The sequence below is a fragment of the Enterovibrio qingdaonensis genome (genome assembly GCF_028683135.1).
Classification (GTDB): domain Bacteria; phylum Pseudomonadota; class Gammaproteobacteria; order Enterobacterales; family Vibrionaceae; genus Enterovibrio; species Enterovibrio qingdaonensis.
This window is the reverse complement of sequence record NZ_JAJUBB010000017.1, coordinates 76214-94478: the sequence shown is the minus strand read 5'-3', so window position 1 is coordinate 94478 and position 18265 is coordinate 76214. Positions and strand designations below refer to the sequence as shown.

Annotated in this window: 20 protein-coding genes and 1 tRNA gene; 13 read left to right on the top strand and 8 right to left on the bottom strand. The window is 45.7% G+C overall.

The features are described from left to right. Positions 1 to 91: 91 nt before the first annotated feature. Positions 92 to 544, bottom strand: coding sequence for a hypothetical protein (locus tag LRP49_RS19255; protein WP_274144058.1), 453 nt, complete (start codon positions 542 to 544; stop codon positions 92 to 94). A gap of 199 nt (positions 545 to 743) precedes the next feature. Here LRP49_RS19255 and ligA point away from each other — a divergent pair, with 199 nt between their 5' ends. The 3 genes from ligA to LRP49_RS19240 all read left to right on the top strand — a co-directional run bounded on the left by ligA (position 744) and on the right by LRP49_RS19240 (position 5096). Next, complete coding sequence (gene ligA, locus LRP49_RS19250) at positions 744 to 2756, top strand: NAD-dependent DNA ligase LigA (RefSeq protein ID WP_274144056.1); 2013 nt, start codon at positions 744 to 746, stop codon at positions 2754 to 2756. Between the two features lie 531 nt (positions 2757 to 3287). Beyond that, positions 3288 to 4292 (top strand): porin, encoded by a 1005-nt coding sequence (locus LRP49_RS19245; protein ID WP_274144054.1) that lies wholly within the window; start codon positions 3288 to 3290, stop codon positions 4290 to 4292. A 69-nt stretch (positions 4293 to 4361) separates the two neighbouring features. Next, positions 4362 to 5096: a YccT family protein gene (locus LRP49_RS19240; protein ID WP_274144052.1), complete on the top strand. Its 735-nt coding sequence runs from the start codon at positions 4362 to 4364 to the stop codon at positions 5094 to 5096. A 56-nt stretch (positions 5097 to 5152) separates the two neighbouring features. Here LRP49_RS19240 and LRP49_RS19235 read toward each other — a convergent pair whose 3' ends face one another. Next, positions 5153 to 5365, bottom strand: coding sequence for a hypothetical protein (locus LRP49_RS19235; protein WP_274144050.1), 213 nt, complete (start codon positions 5363 to 5365; stop codon positions 5153 to 5155). A gap of 254 nt (positions 5366 to 5619) precedes the next feature. Here LRP49_RS19235 and gltX point away from each other — a divergent pair, with 254 nt between their 5' ends. After that, the gene (gltX, locus tag LRP49_RS19230; protein WP_274144048.1) at positions 5620 to 7041 is read left to right on the top strand and encodes a glutamate--tRNA ligase; all 1422 of its coding nucleotides are present in this window, start codon (positions 5620 to 5622) and stop codon (positions 7039 to 7041) included. A 449-nt stretch (positions 7042 to 7490) separates the two neighbouring features. Further along, positions 7491 to 8531, top strand: a complete 1041-nt coding sequence (locus tag LRP49_RS19225; protein WP_274144046.1) for a porin — start codon at positions 7491 to 7493, stop codon at positions 8529 to 8531. A 122-nt stretch (positions 8532 to 8653) separates the two neighbouring features. Here LRP49_RS19225 and LRP49_RS19220 read toward each other — a convergent pair whose 3' ends face one another. From LRP49_RS19220 to LRP49_RS19210, 3 genes are all read right to left on the bottom strand, one after another. Then, entirely contained in the window at positions 8654 to 8863 is a 210-nt protein-coding gene (locus LRP49_RS19220; protein ID WP_274144044.1) for a hypothetical protein, read from the bottom strand. Positions 8864 to 9021: 158 nt separating this feature from the next. Continuing rightward, positions 9022 to 9097 (bottom strand) — tRNA-Arg (locus LRP49_RS19215). 72 nt (positions 9098 to 9169) lie between these two features. Beyond that, a complete protein-coding gene (locus LRP49_RS19210; RefSeq protein ID WP_274144042.1) occupies positions 9170 to 10303 on the bottom strand; it encodes a flagella assembly protein FlgT in 1134 nt (377 codons plus the stop codon). Between the two features lie 208 nt (positions 10304 to 10511). On the opposite strand from LRP49_RS19210, the gene LRP49_RS19205 reads away from it, so the two are divergent. Together LRP49_RS19205 and LRP49_RS19200 are read left to right on the top strand one after the other, a co-directional pair. Continuing rightward, positions 10512 to 11147, top strand: coding sequence for a FlgO family outer membrane protein (locus LRP49_RS19205; protein ID WP_274144040.1), 636 nt, complete (start codon positions 10512 to 10514; stop codon positions 11145 to 11147). 17 nt (positions 11148 to 11164) lie between these two features. Beyond that, a complete protein-coding gene (locus LRP49_RS19200) occupies positions 11165 to 11593 on the top strand; it encodes an LPP20 family lipoprotein (protein WP_274144038.1) in 429 nt (142 codons plus the stop codon). Positions 11594 to 11672: 79 nt separating this feature from the next. Here the strand turns inward: LRP49_RS19200 and LRP49_RS19195 are convergent, their stop codons facing one another. From LRP49_RS19195 to flgA, 3 genes are all read right to left on the bottom strand, one after another. After that, entirely contained in the window at positions 11673 to 12098 is a 426-nt protein-coding gene (locus tag LRP49_RS19195) for a flagella synthesis protein FlgN (protein ID WP_274144036.1), read from the bottom strand. Positions 12099 to 12103: 5 nt separating this feature from the next. Then, complete coding sequence (gene flgM, locus LRP49_RS19190) at positions 12104 to 12421, bottom strand: flagellar biosynthesis anti-sigma factor FlgM (RefSeq protein ID WP_274144034.1); 318 nt, start codon at positions 12419 to 12421, stop codon at positions 12104 to 12106. An 86-nt stretch (positions 12422 to 12507) separates the two neighbouring features. After that, positions 12508 to 13206: a flagellar basal body P-ring formation chaperone FlgA gene (flgA, locus tag LRP49_RS19185; RefSeq protein WP_274144032.1), complete on the bottom strand. Its 699-nt coding sequence runs from the start codon at positions 13204 to 13206 to the stop codon at positions 12508 to 12510. Between the two features lie 129 nt (positions 13207 to 13335). Between flgA and LRP49_RS19180 the strand changes: the two genes are divergently transcribed. The 6 genes from LRP49_RS19180 to flgE all read left to right on the top strand — a co-directional run bounded on the left by LRP49_RS19180 (position 13336) and on the right by flgE (position 18219). Continuing rightward, on the top strand, positions 13336 to 14271 hold the full coding sequence (locus LRP49_RS19180) for a chemotaxis protein CheV (RefSeq protein ID WP_274144030.1): 936 nt from the start codon (positions 13336 to 13338) through the stop codon (positions 14269 to 14271). A gap of 3 nt (positions 14272 to 14274) precedes the next feature. Next, complete coding sequence (locus tag LRP49_RS19175) at positions 14275 to 15102, top strand: CheR family methyltransferase (RefSeq protein WP_274144029.1); 828 nt, start codon at positions 14275 to 14277, stop codon at positions 15100 to 15102. Positions 15103 to 15301: 199 nt separating this feature from the next. Then, positions 15302 to 15700, top strand: a complete 399-nt coding sequence (gene flgB / locus LRP49_RS19170) for a flagellar basal body rod protein FlgB (RefSeq protein ID WP_078751355.1) — start codon at positions 15302 to 15304, stop codon at positions 15698 to 15700. Beyond that, entirely contained in the window at positions 15700 to 16116 is a 417-nt protein-coding gene (flgC, locus tag LRP49_RS19165) for a flagellar basal body rod protein FlgC (protein WP_078751356.1), read from the top strand. The genes flgB and flgC overlap by 1 nt, the downstream gene beginning before the upstream one ends. A gap of 27 nt (positions 16117 to 16143) precedes the next feature. Further along, positions 16144 to 16887, top strand: coding sequence for a flagellar hook assembly protein FlgD (gene flgD, locus LRP49_RS19160; protein WP_420791631.1), 744 nt, complete (start codon positions 16144 to 16146; stop codon positions 16885 to 16887). A gap of 21 nt (positions 16888 to 16908) precedes the next feature. Next, positions 16909 to 18219: a flagellar hook protein FlgE gene (gene flgE, locus LRP49_RS19155; RefSeq protein WP_274144025.1), complete on the top strand. Its 1311-nt coding sequence runs from the start codon at positions 16909 to 16911 to the stop codon at positions 18217 to 18219. The last annotated feature ends 46 nt before the right edge of the window (positions 18220 to 18265 follow it).

Genomic DNA, 18265 nt, shown 5'->3' with positions numbered 1-18265 from the left:
TGGGCAATAGCGTCGACATCACGCTCAAATTGCAGTTAAGCAATGGAGAAGCGCGAGAGTTTAAAGTGCCGATTGGCGGCAAAACGTGATGCTAGGCTCGAGATTGACTGATAAATCGATATAGGAGATTGGAGTCCTTCCAGCCGGACAAGCGATGTGCTGTGGATGGGGGTCTCAGTGTCCAGTCATGCCAATGGCTAAAAAGATCGTGGACTTGAAGAAATGGATTGCGTGCGCTGTGAGTATTCAGCTCAGTGACGAGTTCAAACTCAGGTTCTGCACCATTAGAGTGCTCTGGCATGTAAGAGCCAGCTCTAACAATAGAGGACAGGCTCGGAGCCAATGATTTGACCGGGGCACTTTGCGCGTCAGATACTGAGTTTCCTGATGCGTCGGCTTCTTTGGCCTGAGTGAGGTGACTGACGCTTGCGGAATGAAGCGGCTGACTGTAGCCAGATACAGGCGCGAAGGCTGACAAAAAGACGAGCAGAATGCTGAGCATCACGCCCATCACACCTTTTTTACTCATTTCTTTTGTCTGCATCGTGAAGCTATACCTCGAATTGGGCGGACATCTTACTGCTGCCGATCACTTTCAACAAGTACAGTTTGGTCAAGCTCAGGTAAATACCCAAGCAACCTGAAGATACAGAATTAAGGTTGCTTGGGTATATAATGTCGAACATTTCCTACCACTAACCATTTGTACCAGTGCAATGGTGAAGACGAATTAGGCAGCATTGATGACCACGGACACTCAACAAACACTGCAGACGCTAAAAGCGCAGCTGAACTACCATGGCCACCTTTATTACGTAGAGGATAAGCCCGAATTACCTGACGCTGAATACGACAGGATGATGCAAGAGTTGCTAGCGATAGAGGCTGAGCACCCTGAATTGATTACGGCAGACTCACCAAGCCAACGCGTTGGTGGGCAGCCACTAGGTGCGTTTGAGCAGGTCCGTCATGAAATCCCAATGTTGTCGTTGGACAACGCGTTTGACGATGTGGAACTTACTGCGTTTGAAAAGCGTATGCGAGACAGGTTGAGCGTCGCTGATGATTTCACATATAGCTGTGAACCCAAACTGGACGGTCTTGCTGTTAGTTTGATGTATGAGAACGGTATTCTTGTACAAGCAGCTACGCGCGGTGACGGCACAACTGGGGAAAACATCACCCACAATGCACGTACCATTCGCAATGTTCCTCTTCAACTTCAGGGTTCAGGCTGGCCGGTGCGCTTAGAAGTGCGTGGCGAAGTCTTCATGCCCAAAGAAGGCTTTGAAAAACTGAACGAGAAAAACCTAAAAAAAGGTGAAAAGGCCTTCGCTAACCCGCGTAATGCGGCGGCTGGCAGCCTTCGACAGCTAGATCCAAAAATTGCTGCAACGCGTCCACTGCGTTTTTATGCTTACTCTGTTGGCGTGATGTCTGACGCGTTTGGCGATTCTCATATAGGTCGGTTGGAGCAGCTAAAAGCGTGGGGTATTCCACTCAGCCCTGAAGTGAAAAAGGTCGAAGGTTTAGCGAATGTAATGGCCTATTACCAAGACATCATGACGCGCAGAAATGAACTTCCTTACGAAATTGATGGTGTTGTGATTAAAGTGGATGCCATTGCAACGCAGCAGCGTTTGGGGTTTGTTGCGCGTGCACCGCGTTGGGCGATTGCCTATAAATTCCCAGCGCAAGAAGAGATCACTCTTCTTCAAGATGTCGAGTTTCAGGTCGGTCGTACGGGAGCAATCACGCCAGTTGCTAAGTTAGAGCCTGTTTTCGTGGGCGGTGTCACCGTATCGAATGCAACGCTGCACAATGCGGATGAAATAGCGCGTCTTGGCGTGAAAATCGGCGATACCGTGATTATTCGTCGTGCTGGCGATGTAATACCTCAAATTGTCAGCGTGGTAGAAAGTCGTCGTCCAGATGATGCGAGGGATGTGGTTTTCCCTGCTGAATGTCCGGTTTGTCAATCTCACGTCGAGCGTATTGAAGGTGAAGCGGTGGCACGTTGCTCGGGCGGACTTATCTGCCGCGCACAACGTAAAGAAGCAATTAAGCACTTCTCTTCACGCAAAGCACTCGATATCGACGGTTTGGGCGACAAAATTGTCGAGCAACTGATTGATAAAGAGCTAATTCAAACGCCAGCAGACTTATTCAAACTCACCGCAGGTCAAGTGACGATGCTTGATCGTATGGGGCCTAAGTCTGCACAGAATCTTGTTGATGCCTTAGCGAAGGCAAAAGAAACCACCTTACCTCGCTTTATCTATTCACTGGGCATTCGTGAAGTTGGGGAAGCCACGGCAGCAAATCTTGCCAACCATTTCTTTACCTTTGATGCCATTCGTGAAGCAACAGAAGAGCAGCTGATAAATGTACAAGATGTGGGTGTCATTGTGGCAAAACACGTCGCATCATTCTTTAGCGAAGCGCACAACATTGAGGTCATTGATGCATTGTTGGCAGGTGGCGTTCACTGGGCAGCTATTGAACAACGCGATGAAAGTGAGCCACAACCTTTAGCTGGGAAAACCGTCGTACTGACAGGTACGCTCTCTCAGATGGCGAGAAATGACGCGAAAGCAGCATTACAAGCTTTAGGCGCTAAAGTCACTGGCAGCGTCTCTGCAAAAACCGATTTGCTGATTGCTGGTGAAGCTGCGGGATCGAAATTGGTAAAAGCGCAACAATTAGGAATCGAAATATTGGATGAAGAGGGAATGATAGCCCTTTTATCATCGTAAAATTATTTCGTTCTGTAATGAAAAACGCCGACATGTTTGTCGGCGTTTTTTTATGCCAGCAAAAATGTGGTGCGAGGCAGATCTAATATTTTTCGTCTAAAAATTAGCCGATAAATTTAAGGGGTAATTAGCCATTACTCGATGAATTCACAGTTGTGATGATGATCTCGTTAGTGCTTTTTTAGGCGTTTAATACAATGCCATTACATTTTAAGTTACTGATATTTATTCGTTTATATTTATTTTTTTATATAAAAACATAAATACGAGATCGTGATCACGAACAGGGATGGAACTTTGCACCGAGTCATATTTTTTTAATAACAAATAAAGTTCTCGTTGATGTTTTTTTATGTGGAAGTAGGCTGGGACATATCGATTGAGGGAGAGTTCAATCGGTTAATAAATAAATCTAAAGCAATGAAGTCTAAATTGTTTTGGAGATTTGAATTATCGGACATTGCTTTCGGCGGCCAACCTTTAAGGCAGTGTACGAACATTCTGAAAAATCCCTTTTAGGAGTTATTTTCCATGGAAAAAATGTTTAAACGTTCAGTATTGGGTGCTGCAGTAGCTCTAGCAGCAGTTTCAGGTAGTGCAAATGCAGCTATCGAACTTGTTGGTGAGAACGTAGTTCTTTACGGACAAGCTGCTGGTGCAATCATCGCAACTGACCCGCAAGGTGAAGGCAAAGATGGCGTAATCGCAACAGACATCGAGTCTCGTTTCGGTTTCCGCGGCCGTGTTGAGTTTGACAACTTTGCACCTGATTTCGTATGGCAGATGGAAGCTGGTAACGCAAACAGCGACGGTGGTAGCCTTGGTCAGCGCGATACTTACCTTGGTTTTGACTTTGACGGCGTTGGCTCGTTCAAATACGGTCGTCAGTTGGTAGCAGCATACAACTATGTTGACTGGCCACACACTAACCCAGGTCTGGGTGATGTGTTTGATAACACTTGGGGTGCAGGTAATGACACTGGTGCTTCTTTCGAAGGCCGTGCTAACAACGTTCTGCGTTTTGACTCTGCTTCTTTCAGCGGTTTCAACTTCCAAGCAACTCTGAGCGGCATGGGTTCAACCACTGACGCGCTTGTAACAAGTATTGCTGGTTCTTACTCGCAATCAATGTTCAGTGTACACGCTGGCTACTACAACCAAGACAAGTACGAATCAGAAGGTGCTCCTGCTGGTGACGCTTCTTACTACATTGTCGGTGGTAGCATGTTCCTGGGTGACTTGACTCTGACTGCTGGTTACAAAAAGCAAGACAATGGTCTGACAAATGTTGACCAAGCGACTTACTCATTCACTGCTGCGTACAATGTTGCTGACAATGTATTCGTTAAAGCAGGTTATGCGAAAGCCGCAGAAACTACTGGCCAAGATAACGACGATGTAGCAATGACTGCACGTGTTGGTTACTTGCTGCCAAGCGCAATTCTGTACTTCGACGTACGTGACTACGACGTCGATGGTGCAACGAAAACAGATGACGTGACCAAGTTCGTCTTTGGTACAGAATACTACTTCTAAGCTCTAATACAGATGTAGTACTATTGAAGCGAGCGTCTCCGGACGCTCGCTTTTTTCATGGAGGACTATATGAAACGTATTTTTAAATCACTGTTTATCTTTTTTGGGTTCTTGCCATTGTTCGCACATGCTGCTGTAGATGTGGAACTGAGTACTGATGTTGAAGCTATAGTTGTAAATGGTGAGGAATTGCCGCTTTCAGTGACGAGTAAAACACGTTTCTCTTTACCAAATGGCGTGAATCAGCTTGTTGTCCGTGTATCTAAACTTGTTCAAACTGGCGGTTCTGAGTGGGACAAATTTAAAACGGATCCTCTCGTACTCACGTTTAATGTTAGTGATACTTCGCTCGAAATTCGTCCAACGAAAAAAATCTTTGCCGAAAGAGATATCGGCGATTTTAAAAAGAATCCTTCCTTTGTTCTTGTAGCAAATAATGGTCAAGAAATTCAAGCAAACCAAATGCTCTTGCCTAAAGGCAAGGGGCTGTTGCGTGATTATCAAGATGATATTGATGCGTTTAACAAAGTACACGGTATCGAATTTAAAAAAGCTGAAGAAATGGTAGTGGCAACCAAACCTTTGGCAATACCAGCCAATGGAACATCAGTCGTAGCACCTGTTGTTGTCGCACCTGAAGTAGCAACAAGCCCTGTCAAAGCTGTTCAGTCAGTAACGGTAGCTGAAAAAGTTAAGGTATCTTCTGGCAACTCCATGATTCTTATGCAGGCTGACTTTTTACGAATGAGTGCTGAAGAGCAACAACAGTTTCTTCAATGGGCGGTGGAAAACGTTCGCTCATAACTAGAGACGAATAGGGCTTCAATTGTGAAGCCCTTATTTTTGCCAATTCTATGGGGTTACCACTGCTGACCAACGTTGGGATCAAACGTACCGCCATTGAATTTACAAATCATGCTTGGAACATAGTCCTTAGTACCGTTTGCATAGTCACACATGACTAACGGACCAGCTTGCGTTGCGCCACCACTGTTATTTCCATCCGCATGTGCAGAAAAACTGATGATGGATGCGAAACCTACTGCTGCCACTAAAGAAATTAGCTTTTTCATCGTAACTCTCCTAACTATTTGTTATATCTTTCACAAATATGGTAGGACTATTTTACAATTCTCGATGAAAAATAAGATCTTGATCTAGATTTTGAGACAGTTCATCACTGTTATTTCAGTGACGCTTATCTTCTATATGCCGTGCCTCAAAAGCCATTGAATGATTGTTCAACGCCTCTTCAACGCTTACAATAGCCGCTTTCTCGGAACTCATTCCGTGTCCTTAGAACTTTGCTGAACGTTATAGGATTAACATGACAGTTAAAACACGTTTTGCACCAAGCCCAACTGGCTTCTTGCATGTAGGTGGTGCGCGTACTGCACTTTATTCTTGGCTATACGCTAAACATACTGGCGGTGAATTTGTACTTCGTATAGAAGATACAGATTTGGAACGCTCTACCCAAGAAGCTATTGACGCGATCATCGAGGGTATGGAGTGGCTAGGTCTGAACTGGGACGAAGGTCCTTATTATCAGACAAAACGCTTTGACCGATACAACGAAGTCGTTGATCAACTGATGGCGGAAGATAAAGCGTACAAGTGTTACGCGCCGAAAGTGTTGCTAGACGAGATTCGTGAAGAGCAAATGGCGGCAGGTGTTAAACCTCGCTACGATGCGAACCACCCGCGTATTATTGAAGCTAATAGCAATGTTGCCGATGATGCGCCTTTCTGTATTCGTTTCCGCAATCCGAAAGAAGGCTCTGTTGTTTTCAACGACTATGTCCGTGGTCGAATTGAATTCTCAAACAGCGAGCTGGATGATTTGATCATTCGCCGCACAGACGGTAGCCCGACGTATAACTTCTGTGTGGTTATTGATGATATCGACATGGGAATTACGCAAGTTGTTCGTGGTGAAGACCATATCAACAATACACCTCGTCAGATCAATATCTATAAGGCACTAAATGCGACGATTCCTGAGTTTGCGCATTGCGCAATGATCTTGGGTGATGACGGAGCAAAACTGTCTAAGCGCCACGGTGCGGTTAGTGTTATGCAATACCGTGATGAAGGCTACCTGCCTCAGGCTCTGCTAAATTACCTGGTGCGTTTAGGTTGGTCTCATGGCGATCAGGAAATTTTCTCTCTAGAAGAGATGATTGAGCTATTCCGACTAGAATCTATTTCCAAGTCAGCATCTGCGTTCAATACTGATAAGTTACTATGGTTGAATAACCACTATATTAAGACTGCTGAGCCAGAGTACGTGGCCAAGTATCTCCAGTGGCACATGGATGCGAAAGAAATTTCGGTTGAAAACGGCCCTGCGATCACTGATGTGATAAAACTAGTGGGTGAGCGTTGCAGCACACTTGTTGAGCTTGCAGAGCAAAGCCGCTACTTCTATCAGGACTTTGAAGAGTTTGAAGCAGGAGCTGCGAAGAAACACCTGCGCCCTGTTGCGAAAGAAGCACTTGAGCTCGCGAAGACAAAAGTAGAAGCGGTTGAAGAGTGGACAACAGAAAACCTTCACACTGTTATTGCTGATGTTTGTGCTGAGCTGGAACTTGGTATGGGTAAAGTAGGCATGCCACTTCGCGTTGCTGTTACTGGTCAAGGTCAGTCACCTTCCGTTGATGCTGTAATGCAACTTGTCGGTAAAGCGCGTGTTGTTCAACGTATTGAGCTTGCACTTGACTATATCGCAAAGCGTGAAGCGCAATAAGTAAAGCTAATTTCTAACCAAGCCCCGACTTCGTTCGGGGTTTTTTTTCTTTAATAGCCTCTAGTTGAATAACACATCAATAATAAACTGCGATTTACTTCACTATCCTGCCCCCTTAATTACCCCTGATCGCCTTTTATGTTTTTTGTATTGCCTATAAATCGTGATGCGTATCACTTGTCTGTTGGTTGATGTGATATTTAGATATTTTTTCCTGAATTGATGTCGTTTAAGTTATTGTTTTTAAGAGGTTAATAATCTTTTAGAAGCTAATTTTGAACTAATTCAAACTTCGTTCAGTTGTGGATTTTTTTTTTATCGATACGAATTAAGCTGCACAGCGTTGATAGATTAAATCAATACAAAAACACCGATGTCGTTTGTTTTCGGCGGCCAACTTAAAGCAAACGAAACTCTCTATCGGTTTAAACATTTTTAAGGAGTTTTCCATGGACAAGACTTTTAAACGTTCTCTTCTAGGCGCAGCAGTAGCAATGGCTGCTGTGTCTGGTTCTGCAAACGCAGCAATCGAACTGGCTGGCGAAGCGGTACAAATTTACGGACAAGCGGCAGCTTCTTACCAAGTATGGGATCCAGCAGGTAATGGTTCACAACAATCTGCAGGCGTTGAAGTTGAATCACGTATCGGTTTCCGTGGCGTAGTTGAGTTTGACAACTTTGCTCCAAACTTTGTATGGCAAATCGAATCTGGTAACGCGAACAACCGTGACAGCGGTACTGACCCATGGAACAAATACCACGGTATCCTAGGTGGTCGTGACACATATGTAGGTTTCCAATTCGAAGACACTGGTACCATCACTTTTGGTCGTCGTACTATCGCTGTATATGATTACGTTGACTGGCCACACACTAACCCAGGTCTAGGTAACGTATTCGATTGGAACAATAACATTGGTGCAGATTACGAAACGCGTGCAGATAACGTATTGCGTTTTGACTCAGCAAACTTTGGTGGTTTCAACTTCCAAGCAACTCTGAGTGGCATGGGTTCAGACACTGACCACGCGATTATGTCGGTAGCTGGTTCGTACACTGGTAGCAACTTCAGCATCCACGGTGGTCACTACACCCAAGATGGTTGGATGGAAGGCACTGAGAAGAAAGGCGACGTTAGCTACAGCTTGATCGGTGGTAGCGTATGGTTCGGTAAAGCAACCATCACCGCTGGCTACAAGATGATGGAAAACGATGCAACCAACGATTCACAAGACGTATTGTCTGTGACTGCAGGTTACTGGCTGAACGACCAGTGGTTGGCGAAAGTAGGTTACTCTGCAGCAGGTGATGCTGATGTTGGTACTGCAGCTGCGGGTAAAGAAGGCTCAACTGCAATGACTGCACGTCTGCTGTACTCTCTGCCAAGCATGGTTATCTACTTCGATGCTCGTAACTACGAAATGTATGGCAACAAAGAAGACGGTGGTAGCGGTACACGCTTCATGCTGGGTACTGAGTACTACTGGTAATCTCTATTTAGATAGAAGTTACTCAAACAGAAGCGAGCCCTTTGGGCTCGCTTTTTCTTTTGTGTGAGACAGAAAATTAACTGTTTTTGGGAGACAGCCGCTTTATGTGTCTCGGTTGAGGCTTACCATTGGTTGCCCCAATTTCGAACAAACGTCCCGCCATTGTGAGAGCAAATTACGGAAGGGACATAGTTTGAAGAGCCATCAGCGTATGTGCAGATGACCAATGGCCCGGACTGTGTCGCATTGCCGTTACCATTGCTTGCGTGGGCACTAAAGCCAATAAGTGACAACAAACAAACTAATGCAGCAGACGATACGTACTTTTTCATTATTTACCTCCTAACTGTTTCTGGATGTTCGATATCAGATTAGGAGGAATTTACATTTCGTGTTGAAAAATAAGATCTCTATCTCATATTTAAGATGGGGGTTTAGGTCGTTACATTACGAAGGGCTGTTGATTTGAAAGGATTATTGTTTAGGAAATTGGCGCTCCCACAGGGACTCGAACCCCGATCGATCGCTTAGGAGGCGACTGCTCTATCCTGTTGAGCTATGGGAGCAATTGGTGCCAAGGGTGACACCAAGACGCTTAGTATACCGAATGATTAGAATAGGTTAAGCCTTAAGTGACCCTATTGTGTGCCTTTGGTGGTTAAATCACCAATTTGGATGCTTGAACCAAGCTCTACAGGCGCAACAGTAAACTCTGCGGAGCTTTCATACACACGACTTACCGTCAGCAACATCTCACTTTTTTTCAATTGGGTACGTAATACTCCGAATTGATCCGTAAAAGAAGCGTTATGCCACAGCGACAATTCATCCCCGTACTTCACCCCGTGAATGCGTCCAGCATTTATTTGTCCTACTTGGCCATTGATGGAAACGATTTCAGGCGTTGACGCGCGACAAGACAGATTGCTTTCTAGATCGAGAAGGATATTTCTGCTTACACGTTGTGCCATTTCGCCATAGGGTGATGTCCAAAAGCGGGCGGTCTTCGTGTCTACCTGGCTATGGCGCTCAAAAGGCCAGGCGGCAATGTCACGGTAGCTGTTTTGATAGATGACCTCTCCAGACTTCCCATCAATCACATCGACGGAAAGCGCGAGTTGACGATTGGTTTCATCATCCTTAAAGCGCTTTTTGTCGATAGTCGCACTCATATCCGTGATCGAGCCAACAAGGATAAACTGAGCACCTGTGTCTTCGGCAATCATAGTAGCCACGTCGGGAGAAGAGGGGGAAACATGGTGCGGGGTGATCCCTTGAGCGACAAAGCTTTGTGCCTGCGTTTCGAATTGACGTTGTAGCAGCACGGTGAAGTCATCACCGAATTGGAAGATTCCCCCTAGTGCGGCGTGCTGAGGTGAGACGATATCAAATCGGCTCATCAGGAGTCCTTTCTTATATTGGTTCTTGTGGCAAGCTTTTGCCGATGGGTAGATATCGATACGGGCAGTCAATTTCATGACGCCACCTCTTTCTTTCGTATCAATGATCTGGATATGCCTGACTTCATTACCACTGAATTGATAATCGGATCGGGGAGTTTTTAGGTATGGACGAATGTCAGCTAACCCACCAATATCGGCACCTGAGTACTTTAGTGCCTGAAAAATAGCATCTTCTAATGCGCGTTCTCTGGCTTGTTCTGAATTTTTTAAAACGGTGCTTGTTCCCGTTACCTCGTACCACGCAGCCTGTGTTGACGCAGCTGCAAGCAGCAATCCTGTTGCGAGAGGTGTAAGAAATCTTTTACTCATAAGGCCCGTTTCCAATAATAGGTATAAAAATTGCTAGACCGATAGACATCGCATAGAAAGCGGCAACGTGGTTAGCAGATACGGCAATTGTATGACCATGATGATGCAAATAATGTTCCTAAAATTTGGAAAGATAAAGGTCTGATTAGGCGGTTAATTTTCAAACGCTCGATCTGAAGACTGTGAACGTGCCCGGAGCCAGACAATAATGAAAAACTGGATAGTTATATTGATGAGTCTAGTAACCGTTTCCTGCGCTTATAACCCGATTTATAACGGCAAGGAGCCGTATTCGGGAAGCCAGTTTCTGTTACAGCAAACACCTCGGCACACGCTAGATTACTTTCTTGACGGTCTTGCGGAAGAATTGCTTGAAACGAACAACTACCTCACAGCACGCACGCCGATGGCTGTCGTGTCTTTTGTTGACGTTGAGGAAATGGATGAAACCAACTGGTTGGGTAATTCTGTAACCGAAGGCATGATTTATCAGATGCAGCGACGCGGATTTACTGTGATTGATTTTAAAAACACAGGGTCGATTCGCGTTACTCAAGAGGGGGACTTTACCCTTAGCCGTGATTGGAAAGAGTTGCATCCAGAGCAGCAAATTGATTACGTTTTGACGGGCACTATGCTTCGCCAAGGAGGCGGTGTTTTGGTGAACGCACGTATCGTCGGTATGCGTTCCCGTGTCGTGGTTGCGTCGTCACAAGGCTTCTTGCCGGCGGACAGAATTGGCCGCGATATTGATACGTTGCGTAAAGTCCGCATTGAAGATGGCGTGATTATCCGTGGCGATAAACGTAAACATTCGGTTGATACCGTTATTCTTAAACCTTGATAGAGAGCGGAGCGAACATGAAAACTTGGCTAACAACTGCATTCATTCTAATGCTTACTGCCTGCCAACCTTTGACAACTATCCGTTCTGATGAACTTCTAACGGCCGTTGGGACTGCATCGATCAGTGCGCAACGCGGCGATACTTTAGAAGAAAAACAGTTTAGAGCAATGCGCGCATCAAAACTGGAGGCCTACAAAGAGTTGTCAGAACAGGTTTACGGCGTTCGCATCAGTGGTTTGACGGAAGTGGATGATCAAAGCCTTGGTCAAGACAGAACGCACGGTGCCTCAGATGGCATTATTCGTGCAGCCGAAGTGATTTCAAGCTACAAAGTGGGTGACAGCTATGTCACTGAAATGGAGCTTAACCTCCGTAAAATGAACAAGATGAAAGAATACGGCGAATCGCATCACGTACCATCAGACTCGGCAGTGATTTTCTAACTGATGTGGTTTTGACGCTGACCCAGATAGCACAAACAAAAAAGCAGCCATGAAGGCTGCTTTTTTTGAATGTTCTTGATTAGGCTTTAACGTTGGTGCCCAGTGTACGGCTACCGGAAGCTTGTCCTTCGCTGTCGTAGGTTAATTCATTCTTACCAGCAGCTTCTTGGAAAAGGTTACGCAGCTTGTGCATGCTCAATTGAGCACGTTGAAGGGCGGCACCATTACTTTCATTGACAGAGTGGCATTGTTCGAGCGTTTGCTTAATTTTATTTATTTGCTCTTTAACCTCGTCTGACGGAGTCGACAATTCACTGCATCGCGCTAACTGCGCATCAGTGAGTTGAATTCGCTGTATTGTTGTAAGCTTCTTTTTGGCGCAAGACTCTATATCAGCAGCTTTGCGCGTGGCAATTGCTGTTGTCTCGCTTTCCATTACTTCTAATAACTCATTCACATTGTCTGATTGAGTTTGAAGCAATTGTTCAAACGTTGGTGTCGACATCTAAATTACTTAAGTCCACGAAGTTCGTCTTCGTGCCTGAGCATATTAGATGCCAGACGATCTGCATCAACCTTGTACGAACCGTTAGCGATTGCTTCTTTAATGGCAGCGACTTTCGCACTGTCAAAATGCGCTTCACTGGCCATTTGCTGATTCATCGCACCGATTGCACGGCTTTGCTCGCTTAATGAGAACGCATCACCGCGATGATTGCGCACCTCTCCCGAACCGTTTGATTCAACGGCGGTGTTTTGTGACTTGCTTTGGTTGCTTCTGTTCGTATTTAACGGCTGACCAGAACGCAAATGATCGATACTTGCCATAACTAAGCCTTAATATCTGTCCGAACCTTCTGTTGCTCACAGTATCGGCAGCACTTATGTGAACTTTAGCACTAAATGTCACTAATTTAGAATTTCACATCCACACGTCCAACTGCTGTGATTGTAGCATCTACAATTCGGTTGGATTTACTGTTGCGAACCTTAATTTGTTCTCCGAGAGCACCGTCACTCAATGCGCTGCCTTTTGCAATGATATTCAATCCAGACCCTGATGCTGTAATTATGACTTCATCATTGCGGCAGACCATACAAATATCATTGCCTTGAACGGGTTCGCCAATCCCCACATTTCGTTTAATTCGTGAACCGATGATGATGTCTGCGTCGGTGTAGGTTTGACCTCGCTGAAAGCGCGCTTCCACAAGCTGGATGATCAAATCCTCGTTTGTCAGTGTGACACCGCGATCGAGGGGTCTTTTGGCAACAATGATGGGTGTAAGTAACTTAATTTGGACGGGAACGTAGACCTGCCAATCATCTTCTTCGCAGCGAACCATGACTGTTACGCTTTTATTAAGAGATTGACGTCCAGGAACCGTGGTTTTTAGTTCAGAAGGGCAGTTTGACAGTGTGAGCCTAGAATCCAGATGTCCGGCCTGAACCTCCAATTTTCCGTGTTCTGGCGCGGTTATCAGCGTTTCAACGAAACTTTCCGCAGCATCTTTTACTGCTTGGAGTTGATTTGCTGGAGCAGCGGCTATAATTGAGCTAAAGCCACTGACAAGTGTGCCGATAATGAAGCAAGCTAATCGTTGATAACACATAAGTCACAGAATGGTTAGTGAAAGTTAATATAGCTGCAGTGTTCTTTCAATTCGCATGCCAGAATACAGGCTTGCGCAAATGTTTGCTGCAATACGATAACAAAAACAGGGCAATATGGAGTTTATCTTATGTCTGGGATTCTTGATACGGTCAATCAGCGTACGCAACTTGTCGGCCAAAACCGTCTAGAGCTATTGACCTTTCGTTTGATGCGTAGACAACGCTACGGCATCAACGTTTTTAAGGTAAAGGAAGTGCTCCAATGTCCAAAACTGACCTCCATGCCTAATTTACACCCACTGGTCAAAGGGGTTGCCCATATTCGAGGTCAGACGGTTTCTGTTATCGACATGAGTTTGGCAACTGGCGGCATGCCAATTGATGACCCAGAAAATCGCTTCATTATCATCTCGGAATTCAACCGTTCGACGCAGGGATTCTTGGTCGGGTCTGTTGAGCGAATCGTAAACATGCATTGGGAAGCCATTTTGCCGCCGCCAGAAGGAACAGGTAGCTCTAACTACTTGACGGCAGTGACTGAAATTGATGGCGAACTGGTTGAAATTCTTGATGTGGAAAAAATCCTCAACGAAATTTCGCCAGTGAATGAAGAAATCAGCGAAGAAGTACTGTCACAAAAACCCGTTGTGGAAGAGGGCAAGTCTGTCCCGAATGTTGTGCTGGTGGCTGATGATTCCAGTGTGGCTCGTCGTCAGGTGAAACGTGCTGTCGAAACTATCGGTTACGACGTTATTCTGGCGTACGATGGTCGTGATGCATTGAACAAGCTGCAAGAGATGGTCGCAGAAGGCGATATTTACGACAGGCTCGCGCTGGTAATTTCAGATATTGAAATGCCTGAAATGGATGGTTATACGTTAACCACTGAAATCAAAAAGGATGCGAATCTCAAAGATCTTCATGTAGTATTGCATTCGTCCCTCAGCGGGGTATTCAATGAAGCGATGGTTCAGCGTGTTGGTGCTGATGCATTTATTCCAAAATTTGATCCCGATGAGCTGAGCGCAGCAGTCATCCAAGCGGTAAAAGGCCAAGAAAGCTAATCAATGACAAATATAGCCATAACAGATCAAGAATATCGCGACTTTTGTAAGTACCTAGAAGCGAAGTGTGGAATCGTTCTTGGCGACAGTAAGCAGTATCTCGTAAGAAGCCGTTTAAGCCCGTTATTGACGCGCTTTAGTCTATCGTCGATGACTGAGTTGTTTCAGCTTGTTTTGTCTAATCGTAATCGAGATTTAGCGGTTGCAGCTATCGATGCGATGACAACTAATGAAACGCTTTGGTTTAGAGATGGTTATCCATTCGACGTACTGGCGAACCGATTGCTTCCTGAAATAGGAGAGTCAAAGCGTCCAATTAAGATTTGGTCTGCTGCGAGTTCGTCTGGGCAAGAGCCTTACTCTATGGCGATGACAATTCAAGAGGTTCAAACCAAAAAGCCGGGCATGTTGGGTAGCGTCTCTATTACGGCGACGGATATTTCGTCAACTATGCTCGAAAATTGTCGCGCTGGTGTGTATGACAATCTGGCCCTCAGTCGAGGTTTGTCTCCAGAACGTAAAAGGCAGTTCTTTGAAGATGTTGGTGATGGCCGCATGAAAATCAAAGATCCGCTAAAGCGTATGGTAACGTTCAAGCCTCAAAACTTGATGGATAGCTATGGTTTGCTGGGCAAGTTCGACATCATATTTTGTCGCAACGTGTTGATTTATTTCTCGCCAGAGATGAAGTCGCAAGTACTTAACCAGATGGCTGGAAGTCTTAATCCGGGTGGTTATTTGCTGCTTGGTGCGTCTGAGTCGCTTACTGGTTTGACCGACCGCTTTGAAATGATCCGTTGTAACCCAGGGATTATCTACAAGCTGAAATAAAGCGTTATATCTTTCGAAAAGCGGCACAGAAGTTGCCGCTTTTTTTGTGTCTGCATGTTTTGGCTTGCCCTTATGGTTTTTCAGTATTAGCAAGAAAAAACCAACAAATACAAAAATATAATTATAAACATAACGAGATTTGTAAAAGTTGGCATCTATATTGCAAATTTCGGTTTAGTAGATTTTAGGAGGTTGCCAGATGGCGATATCGTTCGACAAAGCATTGGGTGTACACCAACACACGGTAGGTGTCCGTTCTCAGCGTGCTGAGACCTTGGCGAGTAACTTAGCCAACGCCAATACGCCAGGGTATAAAGCCCAAGATGTCGACTTCGAGCGTGCGCTTCAGGCGGCAACTTCAGGGGCAAAGATTGGCCTTAGTAGAACCGATGGGCGGCACATTGATGCCTCCTCACAGGTGAATGGCCAAAAAATGTATCGTATCCCCAACCAGCCAGATACTGGCGATGGCAACACCGTTGACGCGCAAGTGGAGCGTAATTTGTTTATGCAAAACGCGCTTGAGTATCAGGCATCATTAGATTTTCTGGGTTCTAAGTTCAAGAACTTATCCAAAGCTTTGAAAGGGGGTAACTGATGAGTCTGTTTAACGTCTTTAATGTTACTGGTTCTGCCATGAGTGCTGAGTCAGTAAGACTCAACACAACATCCAGCAACTTGGCGAATGCGAATTCCGTCAGCAGCTCAGCAGCTGAAACATATAAAGCGCGCCACCCTGTTTTTGCGGCTGAGCTAAACAAAGCAACGTCACAAAACGGTTCAAGTGTACCGGTTCGTGTGGCAGGGATTGTTGAAAGCCAAAAACCATTGCGAGCGGAGTATAACCCTGAGCACCCAATGGCGAATGCTGAAGGTTATATCTTCAAACCGAATGTCAACGTGATGGAAGAGATGGCTAACATGATTTCAGCCTCCCGTTCCTATCAAACCAACGTAGAAGTGGCAGAAGCAAGCAAACAAATGCTGATGCGCACACTACAAATGGGCGAGTAAAGGTAGGAGACCAGCGTTATGAATCCTATAGATGGAGCGGGTGGCGTAGGTAGCGGAAGCTACATGGACCAGCTCAAAGCGTTACAAGAAAAGCAACGCACAGAACGCGGTGATACCGGAGAGAAAGTGACGGGGCAGGTTGACCTGAACCAGGAAGACTTTCTGTCTCTGCTCACCAAGCAGCTGGCGAATCAGGACCCGTTTAAGCCTGTTGATAACGAACAGATGATTGCGCAGATGGCATCGTTCGCAACGGTCGATGGCATTGGAAAGATGAACGAACAGTTTGGTTCGTTGAATGCCGCGATGACCTCAAGTCAAGCATTGCAAGCATCATCACTGGTTGGTCAGGATGTTCTTGTCCCTGGTAATGAAGGATTTAAATCTGCTGTCGGTGGTATTGCGGCCATGGTTAAGCTGCCGCAAGCACTGAACGACGTTGTTGTTCGAATTCAAAACGAGCGTGGTGAATTACTACGAACCTTTAGCCTTGGCGAAAAATCACCGGGTGACCACCGTGTTGAGTGGGACGGAAAAGACGACAATGGCAATGTTCTGCCGGAAGGCAGTTACTCAATGAATGTAAGTGGCAATGTGAACGGCAAATCCCAGGATTTCGAACTGTCGACGTACGCAAACGTAAACAGTGTTCTTCTCGGGAACGGTGACGGCAATGTGATGCTGAATATCGCGGGTTACACATCGCCAATCAAGCTATCTGAAGTGCTTGAAGTCGGCAAAGCCAATATTGGCGATGTAAGCCAGAGCTAAAAAGATTAAGGAGTTCCAGCAATGTCATCATTAAATATCGCATTGAGCGGCCTAGCGGCAGCCCAAAAAGACATGAACACCACCAGTAACAACATTGCGAACGCCAACACTTTTGGTTTTAAAGAATCGCGTGCTGAGTTTGGTGATGTGTATTCAGCGTCCATTTTTTCAAACGCGAAAACCACGACAGGTAGCGGTGTACAAACGTCCATCGTTGCTCAACAGTTCCACGAAGGTTCAAGTATTTACACCAATAACCCTCTTGATCTGCGTATCAGTGGTAATGGTTACTTTGCTGTGGCAAATGATAACTTGGCAACGCAAGACAACGCGTTGACACGTAACGGTGCGTTTCATCTTGATAAAAACAACAACATTGTAAACTCCGAAGGTCAGTACTTATTGGGCTACAACGTTGACACTGAAACACTTCAGGTGGGGTCGTTTGAACCTAAAGCGTTGAATGTACCCGATCAATTTGGTCAGCCTCGTGCGTCTGAGAACGTAGATATCGGCTTGAACTTGCCAGCAGGTGGCGCAGAAAAAGACCCAGCATTGTTCAACCCTGAAGACCCAGATACCTATAACAAAGCAACATCTGCGACCATTTTTGACTCCCTAGGACAGCCGTACAAACTGACGACTTACTATGTGAAAGACAATGTGACGCCAAACAAGTGGGCTGTGTATTATACGGCGACCGATCCAACCGGTGAAAAACCACTGAGTCTGACCGGTGGTGAGTTTACGAATGCCTTGGGGCAAGTGGGTCACTCTGTTGAGTTCAATAGTGATGGTTCGGTCAACACCGTCAACAACGGCGCGCCAATCCAAACGGTAGAGTTTGGTCCAAATGGTGCGGGTCTTGAAATGAATGGTGCAGATGGCTCTCAGGCTTTGACGATCAATTTTGAAGATCCTACGCAGTACGCATCGCCATTTGAAATGCGTAAGTTTGCAGAAGATGGTGCTACCACGGGATACCTGGCCAAAGTTGATATCGACTCTAAAGGTACCATTATGGCGACCTACAGTAACGGTGAGAACGTGGCATTGGGGCGTGTTGCTATGGTTCGCGTGTCCAATCAGCAAGGCCTATCTCAAGCGGGTAACACCCAATGGAAAGTAACGCAGAACTCAGGCGAAGCTGTTTGGGGTGAAGCGATGCAAGGTGCATTTGGTAAAGTGAAAAGCGGCACCATTGAGCAATCAAACATCGACATGACTCAAGAGCTGGTGGATCTGATCACTGCTCAGCGTAACTTCCAAGCGAACTCGCGTTCACTAGAAGTGGGCAACCAGATGCAACAGACCATTCTTCAGATTCGATAGCATCTTCGTCATCTCCTTTATTGCCGCTCATTCTTTGGGCGGCAAT